This is a genomic window from Streptomyces sp. NPDC005302 (assembly GCF_040607345.1).
In the GTDB taxonomy this organism is placed as follows: Bacteria; Actinomycetota; Actinomycetes; order Streptomycetales; family Streptomycetaceae; genus Streptomyces.
Window position 1 is genome coordinate 348404 of sequence record NZ_JBEXGN010000002.1, and the last position, 15401, is coordinate 363804.

Annotated in this window: 14 protein-coding genes; 8 read left to right on the top strand and 6 right to left on the bottom strand. The window is 74.0% G+C overall.

Going from position 1 to position 15401, the window contains the following annotated elements:
• Positions 1–183: 183 nt before the first annotated feature.
• The 4 genes from ABZT74_RS03910 to ABZT74_RS03925 all read left to right on the top strand — a co-directional run bounded on the left by ABZT74_RS03910 (position 184) and on the right by ABZT74_RS03925 (position 3773).
• On the top strand, positions 184–1608 hold the full coding sequence (locus tag ABZT74_RS03910; protein WP_356433316.1) for an MFS transporter: 1425 nt from the start codon (positions 184–186) through the stop codon (positions 1606–1608).
• A 95-nt stretch (positions 1609–1703) separates the two neighbouring features.
• The gene (locus ABZT74_RS03915) at positions 1704–2201 is read left to right on the top strand and encodes a DUF2771 domain-containing protein (RefSeq protein WP_355873738.1); all 498 of its coding nucleotides are present in this window, start codon (positions 1704–1706) and stop codon (positions 2199–2201) included.
• Between the two features lie 26 nt (positions 2202–2227).
• Complete coding sequence (locus ABZT74_RS03920) at positions 2228–2926, top strand: futalosine hydrolase (RefSeq protein ID WP_356167197.1); 699 nt, start codon at positions 2228–2230, stop codon at positions 2924–2926.
• Positions 2910–3773, top strand: a complete 864-nt coding sequence (locus ABZT74_RS03925) for a 1,4-dihydroxy-6-naphthoate synthase (RefSeq protein WP_356433317.1) — start codon at positions 2910–2912, stop codon at positions 3771–3773. The genes ABZT74_RS03920 and ABZT74_RS03925 overlap by 17 nt, the downstream gene beginning before the upstream one ends.
• A 26-nt stretch (positions 3774–3799) precedes the next feature.
• On the opposite strand, the gene ABZT74_RS03930 is transcribed toward ABZT74_RS03925, so the two are convergent.
• The gene (locus tag ABZT74_RS03930; protein ID WP_355873730.1) at positions 3800–4183 is read right to left on the bottom strand and encodes a cold-shock protein; all 384 of its coding nucleotides are present in this window, start codon (positions 4181–4183) and stop codon (positions 3800–3802) included.
• A gap of 197 nt (positions 4184–4380) precedes the next feature.
• On the opposite strand from ABZT74_RS03930, the gene ABZT74_RS03935 reads away from it, so the two are divergent.
• Complete coding sequence (locus tag ABZT74_RS03935; protein WP_356433318.1) at positions 4381–4632, top strand: hypothetical protein; 252 nt, start codon at positions 4381–4383, stop codon at positions 4630–4632.
• A gap of 45 nt (positions 4633–4677) precedes the next feature.
• Here the strand turns inward: ABZT74_RS03935 and ABZT74_RS03940 are convergent, their stop codons facing one another.
• Both ABZT74_RS03940 and ABZT74_RS03945 read right to left on the bottom strand, forming a co-directional pair.
• Entirely contained in the window at positions 4678–5298 is a 621-nt protein-coding gene (locus ABZT74_RS03940; protein ID WP_355873724.1) for a haloacid dehalogenase-like hydrolase, read from the bottom strand.
• An 86-nt stretch (positions 5299–5384) separates the two neighbouring features.
• A complete protein-coding gene (locus tag ABZT74_RS03945; protein ID WP_356433319.1) occupies positions 5385–6506 on the bottom strand; it encodes a hypothetical protein in 1122 nt (373 codons plus the stop codon).
• A gap of 164 nt (positions 6507–6670) precedes the next feature.
• Here ABZT74_RS03945 and ABZT74_RS03950 point away from each other — a divergent pair, with 164 nt between their 5' ends.
• Together ABZT74_RS03950 and ABZT74_RS03955 are read left to right on the top strand one after the other, a co-directional pair.
• Complete coding sequence (locus tag ABZT74_RS03950) at positions 6671–9226, top strand: helicase C-terminal domain-containing protein (protein ID WP_356433320.1); 2556 nt, start codon at positions 6671–6673, stop codon at positions 9224–9226.
• Positions 9227–9351: 125 nt separating this feature from the next.
• Positions 9352–11001 carry a DNA repair helicase XPB gene (locus ABZT74_RS03955; RefSeq protein ID WP_355873716.1) on the top strand — a complete coding sequence of 550 codons (1650 nt, stop codon included), beginning with the start codon at positions 9352–9354 and terminating at the stop codon, positions 10999–11001.
• 84 nt (positions 11002–11085) lie between these two features.
• Here ABZT74_RS03955 and ABZT74_RS03960 read toward each other — a convergent pair whose 3' ends face one another.
• Positions 11086–11280: a hypothetical protein gene (locus tag ABZT74_RS03960; protein ID WP_355873713.1), complete on the bottom strand. Its 195-nt coding sequence runs from the start codon at positions 11278–11280 to the stop codon at positions 11086–11088.
• A gap of 502 nt (positions 11281–11782) precedes the next feature.
• Here ABZT74_RS03960 and ABZT74_RS03965 point away from each other — a divergent pair.
• Complete coding sequence (locus tag ABZT74_RS03965; RefSeq protein WP_356433388.1) at positions 11783–13780, top strand: AAA family ATPase; 1998 nt, start codon at positions 11783–11785, stop codon at positions 13778–13780.
• A gap of 36 nt (positions 13781–13816) precedes the next feature.
• Here the strand turns inward: ABZT74_RS03965 and ABZT74_RS03970 are convergent, their stop codons facing one another.
• Together ABZT74_RS03970 and ABZT74_RS03975 are read right to left on the bottom strand one after the other, a co-directional pair.
• On the bottom strand, positions 13817–14539 hold the full coding sequence (locus tag ABZT74_RS03970; protein WP_356433321.1) for a copper homeostasis protein CutC: 723 nt from the start codon (positions 14537–14539) through the stop codon (positions 13817–13819).
• 156 nt (positions 14540–14695) lie between these two features.
• The gene (locus ABZT74_RS03975; RefSeq protein WP_356167211.1) at positions 14696–15373 is read right to left on the bottom strand and encodes a maleylpyruvate isomerase family mycothiol-dependent enzyme; all 678 of its coding nucleotides are present in this window, start codon (positions 15371–15373) and stop codon (positions 14696–14698) included.
• Positions 15374–15401 lie beyond the last annotated feature (28 nt).

The window sequence follows — 15401 nt, forward strand, 5'->3', positions numbered from 1 at the left end:
GGCGCTCCGCGCCGGTATCCGGGCCGCTCCACGGCGTGCCGCCGGACCGCCGGACTCCGCCGCTCCGGCGCCCGTCGCGGCAGGTCCCGCGCTCCCCGGCGCGCCCCGCTCCCCCACAAGCCGCCGCCCCCCATCCGCGCGGTAACCGCACTACAAACACCGATCTCGGGGCACTATGACGGGGTGGCATCCGCAAGGTCGCCCCAGGGAGCCACCGGTGTCGGTGGCGCCAAGGGGAGCAACCAAGGTGACGGATCGGGCCGGGTGAGCGGTTCCGTCCGTGCGGTGGGGCGTGCCCTGAACTTCCCCGTGACGAAGACGGCGCGCGGCATCCGCCGGGCGACGCACGCGCACGGGGCGGGCGAGTCGGGCCTCGGAAAACTCATCGAACTGCACGCGGTGAACGGCGCGGGCGACGTCATGATCACCGTGGCGCTGGCGTCCACGGTGTTCTTCTCGGTGCCGACCGACGAGGCGCGCGGCCGGGTGGCTCTCTACCTGGGCATCACGATGGCGCCCTTCGCACTGCTCGCCCCGGTGATCGGCCCCCTCCTGGACCGGCTGCCGCACGGCCGGCGGGCCGCCATGGCGGGCTCGATGCTCGCCCGGGCGATGCTCGCGCTGATGCTGGCGGGCGCGGTGGTGAGCGGCACGTTCGAGCTGTATCCGGCCGCGCTCGGTGTGCTGGTGGCCTCGAGGGCGTACGGCGTGGTGCGCAGTGCCGTGGTGCCTCGGCTGCTGCCGCCCAACTTCTCTCTGGTCAAGGCCAACTCACGGGTCACGCTGGGCGGGCTCCTGGCCACCGGTGTGGCGGCGCCCATCGGGGCGCTGCTCCAGTCGCTGGGCGCCCGCTATCCGCTCTACGGCGCCTTCGTGATCTTCATCGCGGGTACGTTCCTGTCCTTCTCGCTGCCGCCGAAGGTCGACTCCGCCAAGGGCGAGGACAAGGCGCTGCTCGCCGCCGACGAGGGGCATCTGCACGGCCCGCACCTGAAGAAGCCGCCGCGCCCGGGGCTGCGGACGGTGGGGACGGCCGTCACGCACGCGCTCGCGGCCAACGCCTCGCTGCGCTGCCTGTCCGGCTTCCTGATCTTCTTCCTCGCCTTCCTGCTGCGCGAGCACCCGCTGAGCGGCAAGAGCGCGGCGGTCTCGCTGGGCCTGGTGGCCGTCTCCGCCGGGGTGGGCAACGCGCTCGGCACGGCGGTCGGTGCCTGGCTGAAGCAGCGCGCCCCGGAACTCATCGTGGTGACGGTGGTGGCGTTCGTGCTGGGCGCCGCGGTCACGGCGGCGGTCTTCTTCAGCACCGCGCTGGTGGCGTGTCTGGCGGCGGTCGCGGGGTTCGCGCAGGCCCTCGCGAAACTGTCCCTGGACGCGATGATCCAGCGCGACGTCCCCGAACTGGTCCGCAATTCCGCCTTCGCCCGCTCCGAGACGCTGCTCCAGATGGCCTGGGTCCTCGGCGGTGCCATCGGTATCGCGATGCCGCTGAACGGTTCGCTGGGTCTGTCGGTGGCCGCCGGAATCGTCGCCGTCGGGTGGCTGACGACCGTGCGGGGGCTGCTTTCCGTGGCCCGGCGCGGGGGTTCGGGGCGCGGGCGGGTGACCTGAGCCGCGCGGGACGGTGTCCGGGCCGCGCGGGTCCGCGCACGGCACGCCGTACCCCACGTGGGGGGACTGGTGGGCGCGCCCGATAGCCTTCGGCCATGACCTCCCTGCCCCGCGGCAGAGCCGCTAATGGACGACGCGCCGCCCGCACCCGCCGCGCCGTCGCCACCGTCGGCGCCGTTTCCGCCGGACTCCTCGCCCTGTCCGCCTGCGACAAGCCGACGCCGCTGGCCACCGTCACGGTCGGCGACAACTCGGTGAGTTCCGAGACCGACTGCTACAACGACGGCGACGCGGTGAAGACCGCCGACCTGGCGAAGTGCCTGCAGTCCAAGGACATCAAGTCCATCAAGGTCGATCCCGACGCGACCGTGCGCTTCGGTGTGGACCCGAAGATCGCGGACAAGGGCTGGACGATCCTGATGAACGGTCAGCCGCTGACCGACTCCAGCACGAAGACGTACCGCACCATCCCGGGCAGCGTGTTCTTCAACGAGCAGTACGGCGCCAAGGGCAACTCGACGGTCGTCTCCATCAAGGAGGGCGAGAAGGACGTGTCGGGTCTGTGGTCCTTCAAGTTCAAGAAGGACGCCTGATCACTGCCGCTGGGCGCAGGGTGCTCGTGGCCACCGCCGTCCCCGCCGAACGGGACGCGGTGGCCGGGGTGTCCCCCGCCCCGGGCCGTGAGACACGGCTGCCCGGGGCGACCCTGCTCCGGGCCGGCGGCCTCGATCTGCTGGCCGCCGGTGTGGGGCCGGCCCTCGCCGCCTCCTCCGTCTCCGCCGCGCTCACCGCGGCCGCCCTCGCGGGCACGCCGTACGGGCTCGTCGTCTGCGCCGGAGTCGCGGGCGGTTTCCAGCCCGGCGCGCCGGTCGGATCGCTGGTGGTCGCCGACGACATCGTCGCGGCCGACCTGGGCGCCGAGTCCCCCGAGGGTTTCCTCCCGGTCACCGAGCTGGGCTTCGGGACCGTCAGCCACCGGCCGCCGGATTCACTCGCACGAGAGGTCGCGGCCGTCACGGGCGGGCTGGTCGGAACGGTACTCACCGTGTCGACCGTGACCGGCAGCGCGGCCCGCGCCGCCGAACTGCGCGCCCGGCATCCACGGGCCCTCGCCGAGGCGATGGAGGGCTTCGGCGTCGCCGAGGCGGCCGGCGCGCACGGGGTGCCGGTGCTGGAGATCCGCGCGGTGTCCAATCCCGTCGGACCGCGTGACCGCGCCGCGTGGCGCATCGGCGACGCGCTCGCCGCACTCGCCGGGGCGTTCGGGAAGCTGACGCCCCTCCTGGAGAGTTGGAACGGACATGACCGTACGCACTGAACCTTCCGAAGACCTGCGGATCGCCTACTCGCCCTGCCCGAACGACACCTTCGTCTTCGACGCCTGGGCGCACGGCCGGATCCCGGGCGCGCCCCCGCTCGACGTCACGTTCGCGGACATCGACATCACCAACGGCATGGCCGAGCGCGGCGAGTTGGACATGCTGAAGGTGTCGTACGCGGTCCTGCCGTACGTCCTCGACGACTACGCGCTGCTGCCCTGCGGCGGCGCGCTGGGCCGGGGCTGCGGGCCGCTGGTGCTGACGCGGGAGGCAGGCGCCGACCTGACGGGCCGCACGGTCGCGGTGCCCAGCGAGAGGTCGACGGCGTACCTGCTGTTCCGGCTGTGGGCCGCGGACACGGTGCCCGGCGGGGTCGGCGAGATCGTCGTCATGCCGTTCCACGAGATCATGCCGGCGGTGCGCGACGGGAAGGTCGACGCGGGTCTCGTCATCCACGAGGCGCGTTTCACGTACCAGAACTACGGGCTGCACAAGCTGGCCGACATGGGCGAGCACTGGGAGCGGACGACCGGCCTGCCGATCCCGCTGGGCGCGATCATCGCGCGGCGCTCGCTGGGCGCGGAGCGGCTGCGGGCACTCGCCGACGCCACCCGTGCCTCGGTCCGCGCCGCCTGGGACGACCCGGAGGCGTCGCGCGGCTACGTGCTGGAGCACTCCCAGGAGATGGACCCGAAGGTCGCGGACCAGCACATCGGCCTGTACGTGAACGAGTTCACGGCCGATCTCGGCGAGGACGGGTACGCGGCGGTCCGCGGACTGCTCACGCGTGCGGCGGCCGAGGGGCTGGTACCGCCCCTCGGACCGGACGCACTGGAATTCCCCTGATCCGAAGGGATCAGGGTCCCTTCGGATCAGACGTCGAGCTGGTCGGCGACCGCGCGCAGCAGGCCCGCGATCTTGGAGCCGGAGGCCTTGTCGGGGTAGCGGCCCTTCTCGAGCATCGGCGTGATGTTCTCCAGGAGGGTCGTCAGGTCCTGGACGATGGACGCCAGTTCGTCGGGCTTGCGGCGCTGGGCCGCCGCGACCGAGGGGGTCGGGTCGAGGAGCGTCACCGAGAGCGCCTGGTCACCGCGCTGACCTGCGACGACTCCGAACTCCACCCGCTGGCCGGGCTTGAGAGCTTCGACTCCGGCGGGCAGGACCGAGGAATGGACGAAGACGTCGCCGCCGTCGTCGCGGGAGAGAAAGCCGAAGCCCTTCTCGCTGTTGAACCACTTGACCTTGCCGGTGGGCACCGTCTGTCCTCGTCCTCGTACTCGTCGGGAACTGCTCGGGAAACTGCTCGGGTCGTTGCGGGGGCAACTGCCCGTGAACGGCTCTGGATAGCACTGCAGCGGGTCGCCCGACCCGCCGCTGTCAAGGCTAGTGGTCCGGCGGCCGGTGACAAGACGTCGCCGGACTGTTCCTTCGCGCAGGGAACTACCCTGGTCGGGTGCGTGACAAAACCCAAGCGAATTCCCGCGAAGCCGGTGACCGGCTGATCCGTGCCGGTGCCATCGTGTTCTTCATCGGAGCCGTGGCCACACTGGTCACCGTGGCCCCGCTGTTCCTGGGCACGGATCCTTTTCCGACCTACATGTTCGGCCTGAGCATGCTCATGGGGGTCGGCTTCCTGCTGGCGGCCGGGGGCGTGCTGCAGTCCGCCGCGGAGGGCCGCCGCAGGGCGCGTGCCGCGAGCTCCTGAGCGGCGGCGCGCTTCCGGGACCTCTCCCTGCCCGCCCGGGCCGGCCTAGCGGTGGTTCTTCAGCCAGGCCGGGAACTCGGTGAGGTCGGCGAGGACGACGTCGGCGCCGGCCTCGCGCAGTTCCCGGGCGTCGCACGGGCCGGTCGCCACGCCCACCGCGTACGCCTGTGCCGTGTGCGCGCCGCGTACGTCGCCGGTGTGGTCGCCGACGTACACGCTCGCGCCGTGCTCGCGCAGTGCCACCGCCTTCTGCTCGGCCCACAGGTTGCCGACGAGTTCGTCGGCCGCGATGTCCAGGTGGTCCAGGTGCAGGCGGGCGTTGGGCTCCCACTTCGCGGTGACGACGACCGTGCGCCCGCCCGCCGCCCGGACCGCCTCGACGGCCTCGCGGGCGCCGGGCATCGCGAGCGTCCCGGTGATGGCATGGGCCGGGTACATCTCGCGGTAGAGGTCGGCGATCGTCGCGACGTCCGCGGCGGGGAACCAGTTGGCCAGCTCGTCCTCCAGCGGCGGCCCGAGCCGGGTCACGACGAGGTCGGCGTCGATGTACGTCCCCGTCCGGGCCGCGATCGCGGTGTAGCAGGCGTGGATCCCGGGGCGGGAGTCGATCAGGGTCATGTCGAGGTCGAAACCGACGGTCAGCGCGGGGGCAGTCATATGCGCCATTGTGCCCAGACCGCCGACGGGCCCCTCCGGGCCCCCCTGGCGGGGCGGAGCGGGGTCTGCCGGACGTCCGGTGCGGGCCGCCGGGCTCAGCGGCGGCGCTGGGAGCGCCAGACCAGGTACAGGGCGGAGGCCACGGCTGCCGCGCGGACGACCCAGGGCCAGGTCTCGGCCATCGCGTCGCTCATGTGGCCCTCGGCGACGGGGTCGCCCCAGCGGCCGTTCTGGCGGCCCCAGAGCCAGCCGAGTCCTCCCGTGACCGCGAGGCCGGGCAGGACGAGGACCGCCCACTTCGACTCCGCGGGGGTGAGCCGGCGGGAGCCGTAGGCGATCAGCCAGCCGAGGCCGAGGGCGAACCAGTTGCCGAGGACGGCGCCGGCGACCAGGAGGGCGGCGGCGAGCAGCAGGAGGGGGTTGGTGGAGCCGGCGAGGAGCGATCGGCGACGTACGACGACGGGGGCGACGACCGTCGCGTCCACGGCGCCCGCCTTCGCCCGGCGCTTCGCGCCGAACCGGGCCCAGCGCCCGCGCCTGCCCTTGCCCTTGTCCGTCCCGTCGGCCCGGGCGGCCTTCTCCGCAGCCGCCTTCTCCGCCGCCTTGGCCGCCTCCTCCGCCGCCGGGTCCTTCGCGGCGGGCGGCGGCTTGAGCAGTTCGGGGATCTCCACGCCGCCGGTGAACCCGGGCACGCTGTCGCCCAGGCCGAAGGGGCTGCCGGTGACCCGCCACCAGTCCGGCCGGGTCGCGCTGTCGCCCAGTTCGTACGCGCTCGCCAGATGGGGCGGGGAGGGGACGTCGGCCCCCGCTTCCCCGGGGGGCACGGTCTCGGGGGGCGCGGTCCCGGCGGGGCGCGGGCGGGGCACGACGCGGCGCAGTCCCTTGGGGCGCTCCCGCGGGGTGTCGGAGCGCTGGGCGGGTACGGCGGCCCAGGTGTCCGTGGACGCCGCGGGGGCGGTGCCCGAGGGGGAGGCGGAGCCCGGTGTGCGGCCCGCTCCGGCCGCGGAGACGACGGCGTCGGGGGTGCCGAGCCGTTCGAGGAGGCGGCGGACGGCGGCGGGGCTGTCCGCGGTGTCGTCGGCCCTGCTGCGGTCGATCTCGCCGCGCAGCTCGGTGACCAGGCGCATCCGGGTCGCCGACGGCAACTGCCGCTGCTGGGCCAGGTCGCCGACCCGGCTCAGGTAGTCGAAGACCAGCTGGTCGCTCTCGATCCCCACGAAGTCCCCTCCGGGGCGGGTGCGTTGGATTCCCCGTGGGGACGAAGGTACCGGTTTTCCGCGCCGGGGAGGGGGCCGCCCCGTCCGCGGAACGCGCCCACCGGGTACGCGTACAGGCCGTGCGGCGGGGCCTCGGGGACGGGTCACCCGCTACCGTTGACAGGATGAGCCCCGAGACGACCGCCCCGCGGTCCCTGGCGGAAGCACTCCGGGCGCGGGACGACGCCTCGCTGACCGCCTTGCTGCGTTCCCGTCCCGACCTGATCACGCCCGTCCCCACGGATCTCACCCAGCTCGCCACCCGGGCGGGCACCCGGGCGTCGGTGGTCCGCGCCCTGGAGCGGCTGGACCGGTTCGCGCTCCAGACGGCCGAGGCTCTGGCCGTGGCCCCCGAACCGGCCACGTACGAGGAACTGCTCGGGCTGCTGGCGGGGGACGACGCCGACCCGGCGGTGACGGCGGCCTTCCCGCACGCCCTCGGGACGCTCCGCGAGCAGGCTCTGGTCTGGGGGCCCGACGACCGGCTGCGGCTCGTGCGGACGGCCCGCGAGCTGCTCGCGCCGTCGCCGCAGCATCCGTCCCCCACCGGGCTCGGGCCGACGGTCGCCGAGGCCACGACGGGCATGTCGCCGGGCCGTATCCAGGAGATCGTGGCCGCGGCGGGGCTCGCGACGACCCATGACGCGGTGTCGGCGGTGGCGTCCCTGAGCGGCCTGTTCGGCGACCGGCGCCGGATGTCCGCGCTGCTCGACGAGGCGCCCGCCGACGCGGTGGAGGTGCTGTCGCGGCTGGTGTGGGGGCCGCCGTACGGGCAGGTCACGGCGGACCCGGCGGCGCATCTGCGGTGGCTGATCGGCCGGGGGATGCTGCTGCCGACGGCGCCCGGCACGGTCGTCCTGCCGCGGGAGGTGGCCCTGCATCTGCGGGCGGGCCGCGCGCACCGGGTGACGGAGCCGGTGGCGCCCGCGGTCGAGGCCGCGACGACGCACCGTCCACAGGTTGTGGACGCCGCCGCGGCCGGCCAGGCGTACACGACGCTGGCGACGGTCGAGGAGCTGTTGAAGGACTGGCACGAGGGCGGTCCCGCCGTGCTGCGTGCCGGCGGGCTGAGTGTGCGGGACCTGAAGCGGACGGCGGTGGCGCTCGACGTCTCCGAGCCCGTCGCCGCGTTCTGGGTGGAACTCGCCCATGCGGCGGGCCTGGTGGCGTCCGACGGTGAGGCCGACGAGCGGTACGCGGCGACACCGGCCTACGACGAGTGGCTGGAGCTGCCGGCGGCCGAGCGCTGGGCGCGGCTCGCCTCGGCGTGGCTGGCGGCGACCCGCACGGCGGGGCTGGTCGGCGGGCGGGACGCGAAGGACCGGACGCTCTCGGCGCTGGGCCCGAACCTCGACCGTTCGGCGGCGCCCGAGGTCCGCCATCGTGTCCTCGCGCTCCTCGGCACCCTGCCCGAGGGTTCCTCGCCCGCCCCGGACTCCCTGCTCGCCCGGCTGTACTGGGAGCGTCCGCCGCGCGGCGCCCGGAACCCCACGGACGACCTGCGGACCCGGCTGGCCCGGTGGACCCTGTCCGAGGCGGAGCTGCTCGGGGTGACCGGCCGGGGCGCGCTGTCCGCGCAGGGGCGGGCCCTGCTGGGCCTGCCGTCCTCGCCCGCCGTGCCGAAGGCGGAGGCGTCGGGGCCGGGCGCCAAGCTGCCCGCGCACAAGCGGCACCACCCGGCGGACCGTGCCGTGGCCGGTGCCGTGCCCCGCTCCCCCGCGGAGCAGGCCGCGGCGGCGGAGCGGGCGGCCCGGCTGGTCGCGCCGCTGCTGCCCGAACCGCTCGACCACGTGCTGCTCCAGGCGGACCTGACGGCGGTCGCGCCCGGCCCGCTGCAGCGTCCGCTGGCCGACACGCTCGGGGTGCTCGCGGACGTGGAGTCCAAGGGCGGCGCGACGGTCTACCGCTTCACGCCGGGCTCCGTACGCCGGGCCCTGGACGCCGGGCGTTCGGCCTCCGACCTGCACGCCTTCCTCGCCGCCCACTCCCGTACGCCGGTCCCGCAGCCGCTCGCCTACCTGATCGACGACGTGGCGCGCCGGCACGGGCACCTGCGGATCGGGGCGGCGTCGGCCTACGTCCGCTGCGACGACGACGCCATGCTCAGCGAAATCCTCGCCGACAAGCGGTCGCAGGGGTTCCGGCTGCGCCGGCTCGCGCCGACGGTGCTGGCCGCGCAGGCCGACCCGGCGGCTCTGCTGGAGGGCCTGCGGTCGATGGGCTTCGCGCCGGCCGCCGAGTCCGCCGAGGGTGACGTCCTGATCACCCGGGCGCACGCCCACCGCACGCCGCCGCGCACCGCCCCCGAGCCCGTCCCGGACGGCCCGCCGGTACCCGACGCGACGCTCCTCGGCGCGGCGGTCCGTGCCATCCGGGCCGGGGACCTCGCCTCGACGGCCCCGCGCAAGGAGGACCCGGCCGCCGACGGCCCGGTCACCGGCGAGCTGCCCCGCACCAGCTCCGCCGAGACCCTCGCCACCATGCAGGCGGCCGTGCTCACCGGTGAGGCCCTGTGGATCGGCTACGTCAACGCCGAGGGCTCCGCCAGCCAGCGCGTCATCGCCCCCATCCGTGTCGAGGGCGGCTTCGTCACCGCGTACGACCACACGGCGGACGAGGTCCGCACCTACCCGCTGCACCGGGTGACGGGAGTGGCGGAACTGGCGGACGACCAGCCGTGACGCCGCCCGCCGCGGGGCGGGCGGAGGAGCGGGCCGACGACCAGCCGTGATCACCCCCCGGTAAGGCACACTGGACGTTTGGCCGAGCATCCGCGCCGGGTGCCGCCGCGCAGAAAGGGACGGGTGTGAACGGACCCCTCATCGTCCAGTCCGACAAGACGCTCCTGCTCGAAGTCGATCACGAGCTGGCCGACGCCTGCCGTCGGGTGATCGCGCCCTTCGCCGAGCTGGAGCGGGCTCCCGAGCACATCCACACCTATCGCGTCACCCCTCTCGGGCTGTGGAACGCGCGGGCCGCCGGGCACGACGCCGAGCAGGTCGTGGACGCGCTCGTCGAGTTCAGCCGGTATCCGGTCCCGCACGCCCTGCTCGTGGACATCGCCGAGACGATGGACCGCTACGGCCGGCTCACGCTCAGCAAGCACCCCGCGCACGGTCTCGTCCTGACCACCACCGACCGGCCCGTCCTCGAAGAGGTGCTGCGCTCCAAGCGCGTCGCGCCGCTCGTCGGCAGGCGGATCGACGCCGACACGGTCGCCGTCCACCCCTCCGAGCGCGGCCAGATCAAGCAGACGCTGCTGAAGCTCGGCTGGCCGGCCGAGGACCTCGCCGGGTACGTCGACGGCGAGGCCCACGCCATCGACCTCGCGGAGGACGGCTGGGCGCTGCGGCCCTACCAGAAGCAGGCCGTGGAGAACTTCTGGCACGGCGGCTCCGGTGTCGTCGTGCTGCCCTGCGGCGCGGGCAAGACGCTGGTCGGGGCCGGTGCCATGGCGCAGGCCAAGGCCACCACGCTCATCCTCGTCACCAACACCGTCTCCGCCCGGCAGTGGAAGCACGAGCTGATCAAGCGGACCTCGCTGACCGAGGAGGAGATCGGCGAGTACAGCGGTACGCGCAAGGAGATCCGCCCGGTCACCATCGCCACGTACCAGGTGCTGACGACCCGGCGGAAGGGCGTCTACCCGCACCTCGAACTCTTCGACTCCCGCGACTGGGGACTCATCCTCTACGACGAGGTCCACCTGCTGCCCGCGCCGGTCTTCAAGTTCACCGCCGACCTCCAGGCCCGGCGCCGGCTGGGGCTGACCGCGACCCTCGTCCGGGAGGACGGGCGCGAGTCGGACGTCTTCTCCCTCATCGGCCCCAAGCGGTTCGACGCGCCGTGGAAGGAGATCGAGGCGCAGGGCTACATCGCGCCCGCGGACTGTGTCGAGGTGCGGGTGAACCTCACGGACAGCGAGCGGATCGCGTACGCGACGGCCGAGACGGAGGAGAAGTACCGCTTCTGCGCCACCACCGCGACCAAGCGGAAGGTGACGGAGGCGCTGGTACGGAAGTTCGCGGGCCAGCAGACCCTGGTGATCGGCCAGTACATCGACCAGCTCGACGAGCTGGGTGAGCACCTGAACGCGCCCGTCATCAAGGGCGAGACCAGCAACGCGCAGCGGGAGAAGCTGTTCGACGCGTTCCGTCAGGGCGAGATCAGCGTGCTCGTCGTGTCCAAGGTCGCGAACTTCTCCATCGACCTGCCGGAGGCCACGGTCGCCATCCAGGTCTCGGGCACCTTCGGGTCCCGCCAGGAGGAGGCACAGCGGCTGGGCCGGGTCCTGCGTCCGAAGGCCGACGGCCACAAGGCCCACTTCTACTCGGTCGTCGCCCGGGACACCATCGACCAGGACTTCGCCGCGCACCGCCAGCGCTTCCTGGCGGAGCAGGGGTACGCGTACCGGATCATGGACGCCGACGACCTGCTGACCGACAGCGGGAGCTGACGGGAGGCGCCCGCGAGCCGGGCGGTCACCGGTTCGGGCACGGGTTCGGGCACGGCGGGACACGGCCGGGCCGGGTACGGCGGGTCAGCGGCGGCGGACGCCGGCTTCCTCGCCGTACTCGCCGAGCAGGACGACGTCGATCGCGGCGCCCGCGAAGACCTTCACGGCCCGCAGGGCGTCGCCGAAGCGGTGGCGGTGGTGGGCGGAGGTGACGGCCGTCGCCCCGCGGGCGGCGGCGCCGGGACGGGCAGGGCCTGGGGTGAAAGTGGCTGCACTCATATCTCCATGGTGCGATCCCCGGACCCGAACGGCGTCGGTCTTCCGACCGAACCTGGGCCTGCCCCGGGTCCACCCCCGGTGCCGCCCGCCGTACACCTCACGACGGACACCGCCCCCTAGGGGCCCGGGGGCCGAACCCTGACGCGAGCCGGGCCGTCCGCCCGTCCGTCGCCCCGGCGGGACGCCCGGGGCCGGAAAACCCATTGGCACCGGCCTGCGCCCCTCACCTAGAATCTCCGCTCCTGCCCGCCTCCCTTCGCGGAGTGCCGCCGTCCGGACGGAAACCGGACGGCATCCGGAATCGCGCACGGATTCCCCACAGATCCAGGGCCCGACCGGCCTGGACCGTCCGAGTCCCCCGCATCACTCCCGCAGCAGGTCCCCGGAGGCAATTCCCGTGTCCACCCTGTCCGACGGTCCGTCCGCCGCACCGTCCGAAGCCGGCGATCCCCTCTCCCGCGAACGCTCCCACCTCGGCCTGTCCCGCTCCGCGCTCCGCGCGATGCGCGAGGACGCCGAGAACCTCGACATCCGCGACGTCACCGCGAACTGGGTGAACGCCGAGGTGCTCCACCGGCAGATCGGCGAGCGCATCAAGGCCCTCGCCGACCTCAGCCACACCCCGCTCTTCTTCGGGCGCCTCGACTACCTGCACGCGCCGGGCGCCGACCGGGCCGAGGGCGCGGAGGGCGAGCGGTTCTACATCGGGCGCCGGCACGTGCACGACGCCGACGGCGACCCGATGGTCATCGACTGGCGCGCGCCGGTCTCGCAGCCGTTCTACCGGGCCTCGAAGAAGGACCCGATGGACGTCGGGCTGCGCCGACGCTTCGGCTACACCGGCGGCGACCTCACCGCCTACGAGGACGAGCACCTCTCCGACCCCGCCGAGGCGGCGGCCACCAGCAAGCTGCTCCAGCAGGAGATCGAGCGCCCGCGCGTCGGCCCGATGCGCGACATCGTGGCGACCATCCAGCCCGAGCAGGACGAGATCGTACGGTCGGGGCTGTCCGGCTCGGTCTGCGTGCAGGGCGGCCCCGGCACCGGCAAGACCGCTGTCGGCCTGCACCGCGTCGCGTACCTGCTGTACGCGCACCGGGACCGGCTGGCCCGCACCGGCACCCTGGTGATCGGCCCGAACAAGTCCTTCCTGCACTACATCGAGCAGGTGCTGCCCGCCCTCGGCGAGCTGGAGGTCCGGCAGGCGACCGTCGACGACCTCGTGGCGCATGTCGAGGTGCGCGGCAGCGACGACGCCCCGGCCGCGGTGATCAAGGGCGACGCGCGGATGGCGGAGGTGCTGCGCCGGGCCGTCCGCTCGCACGTGACGCTGCCGACGGAACCGGTGATGGTGGTCCGGGGCTCCCGCCGCTGGCGGGTCGCGGCGTACGAACTGGAGGAGATCGTGAGCGAGTTGCTCGCCCGGGACATCCGGTACGGCGCCGCGCACGAGGCCCTTCCGCAGCGCATCGCGCACGCCGTGCTGGTCCAGATGGAGCGCTCCGGGGAAGCACCGGACGACCGGGTGCAGGACGCCGTCGCCCGGAACGCGGCGGTGAAGGCGGCCGTGAAGGCGATCTGGCCGCAGGTCGACCCGGCGAAACTGGTGCTGCGGCTGCTGAGCGACGCGGACTTCCTCGCCGCGCACGCGCAGGGACTGCTCGACGAGGCCGAGCAGAAGGAGATCCTCTGGGCCAAGCCGGTGCGCGGCGTGAAGTCCGCGAAGTGGTCGGCGGCCGACGCCGTGCTGATCGACGAGGCCACCGATCTGGTGCGGCGCACGCACTCGCTCGGGCACGTGGTGCTCGACGAGGCGCAGGACCTCTCCCCGATGCAGTACCGCGCGGTGGGCCGGCGCTGCACCACGGGCTCGGCGACCGTGCTCGGTGACCTGGCGCAGGGGACCACTCCGTGGGCGACCCGGAGCTGGGCGGAGGCGCTCGGGCATCTGGGAAAGGGGGACGCCGTCGTGGAGGAGCTGACGGCGGGTTTCCGTGTCCCCACGGATGTCATCACGTACGCGTCGCGGCTGCTGCCGCACATCGCGCCCGGTCTCGCGCCGGTCGCGTCGGTGCGGGAGAACCCCGGTCTCTTCGAGGTGCGGGCGGCCGGCGGGGACGGTGAAGTGCTCGACGCGGTCGAGGAGTTGATGGGCCGGGAGGGCTCGATCGGGCTGATCGCGGCGGACGCCCGGATCCCGGTGCTCGCGCGGGCGCTGGCGTCGGCCGGGCGGACGTATCTCGGCCCCGGCGAGGAGACGACGGCCGAGACCCGGCTGACCCTGGTGCCGGCCTCGCTCGCCAAGGGCCTGGAGTACGACTACGTGGTGCTCGACGAGCCGCAAGCCGTCGTCGACGGCGAGCCGGACGAACGCACCGGCCTGCGCCGCCTGTACGTCTCCCTCACCCGGGCGGTCTCGGGCCTGATCGTCACGCACGCGACCCCGCTGCCGGCGGAACTGACCGACACCAGCGGGGAATCCACTCCCTCCGGCGTGTGAGGGGCGGGGGTCCGGCGGGAGCGCCCCGCCCCCGGGCTACGCGTGCAGCGGCGCCCGGGCGTCGACGGCGGCCCGCCACTCCCGGACCGCGACGGCGGAGACGGGCCCGGTCCAGCCGAGGGGCCGGGCGGCGCCGCCGATGTGGAAGGCGTCGACCCCGGCCGCGCGCAGTCGGGGCACATGGTCGAGGCGCAGGCCGCCCCCGACCATGATCCGCTGCTCGTACCCCGGTTCGCCGCAGCGCTCCGCCTCGGCGACCAGGACGGGAAGGCCGTCGTCGACGCCCGTCGCGGACCCGGCGGTGAGATAGCCGTCGAGACCGGGCAGGCCGGCGAGCCGCTTGCGCAGCGCGTCGCGGTCACCGGCGCGGTCGATCGCCCGGTGGAACGTCCAACGGCAGCCGTCGAGTTCGGCGACGATCCGCTCGACGGCGGCCAGGTCGGGGCCGCCGTGCTGGTCCAGGAAGCCGAGGACGAACTCGTCGGCGCCCGCCGCCCGCAGCTCGCCCGCGGCGCGCACCAGGGCCTCGACGCCCTGCGCGCCTCCCGAGGCGAAGCCGTCCGACAGGCGCAGCATCACGCGCAGCGAGATGTCGACGGAGGCACGGATCCCGGCGAAGGTCTCCACCGAGGGCGTCAGCCCGTCGGCGGCCATGTCGGTGACCAGCTCCAGCCGGTCGGCTCCGCCGTCCTGAGCGGCGACCGCGTCCTCCACGCCGAGGGCGATCACCTCCAGGAGTGCGCTCTTCCGCTCGCTCATCGGACCTCTTCCTTGGGCGGCTACAGGTCTAGTCCAATCCAAGAGTACGCGCGCGGGCGCGGGGGCGCGAGAAGCCCCGGCCGGGCCGAGGGTTTTCCCCCTCCGCCCGGCCCGGCCCGCCGTCGCCCCGCTCCGTACCCGCTTGTCCCCAGCCCCTCACCCGAACAGGTTCAGCTCCGTTTCCTCCGCCCCGACCAGCTCGTACGCGGCCGCCTGCGGAACCGGGCGTCCCGCGTACAGCCGTACGAGCGTCGCGGCGTCGCCGATGTAGCGGGCCGGGGGCCGGTCGCCGGGGACGCCGCCCAGGCGCAGCGGGTCGTCGAGGTGGTCGAGGTCGGCGTGCAGCGGCAGGTGGTCCCGTTCCCTGCTGAACCGGGCGAGGAGGGTGAGGGCGTGTGGAAGTCCCGCGCCGTCGTACGCGCCCGGTTCGCCGAGGGCCTCCCGTACGTCTCCGGCGTGCACCCACTCCCCGAGCGCGACCGCGTCGAGGGTTCCGTCGGACCGGGCGATCGCCGCGCCGGCCTCGGTCATCCCGCGCTCCAGCTCGTCGAGGACCCGGGCCGTGGGCCAGTCGCCGCGCTCGGCGATGTCGCGGTCGTTGGCCTCGGGACCGAACACCCCCCGTTCGAAACGGCTCTCGACGACCCGGGTGAGCACGGCCGAGCAGTGCGCCAGCACGTCCCGCACCGACCAGGCCGGGCACCCCGAGGTCGGCAGCGCGAAGTCCCCCTCGGGCCTGCCCCGCAACAGGGGGATCAGCGCGTCGCGCTCGGTGTGCAGAAGCAGGCCGGGCAGTTCCGGGTCCCGTACGTCGTGTGCGTCTCCAGGAATCATGGGTCCACGGTAGGAAGGGACGCGGTCC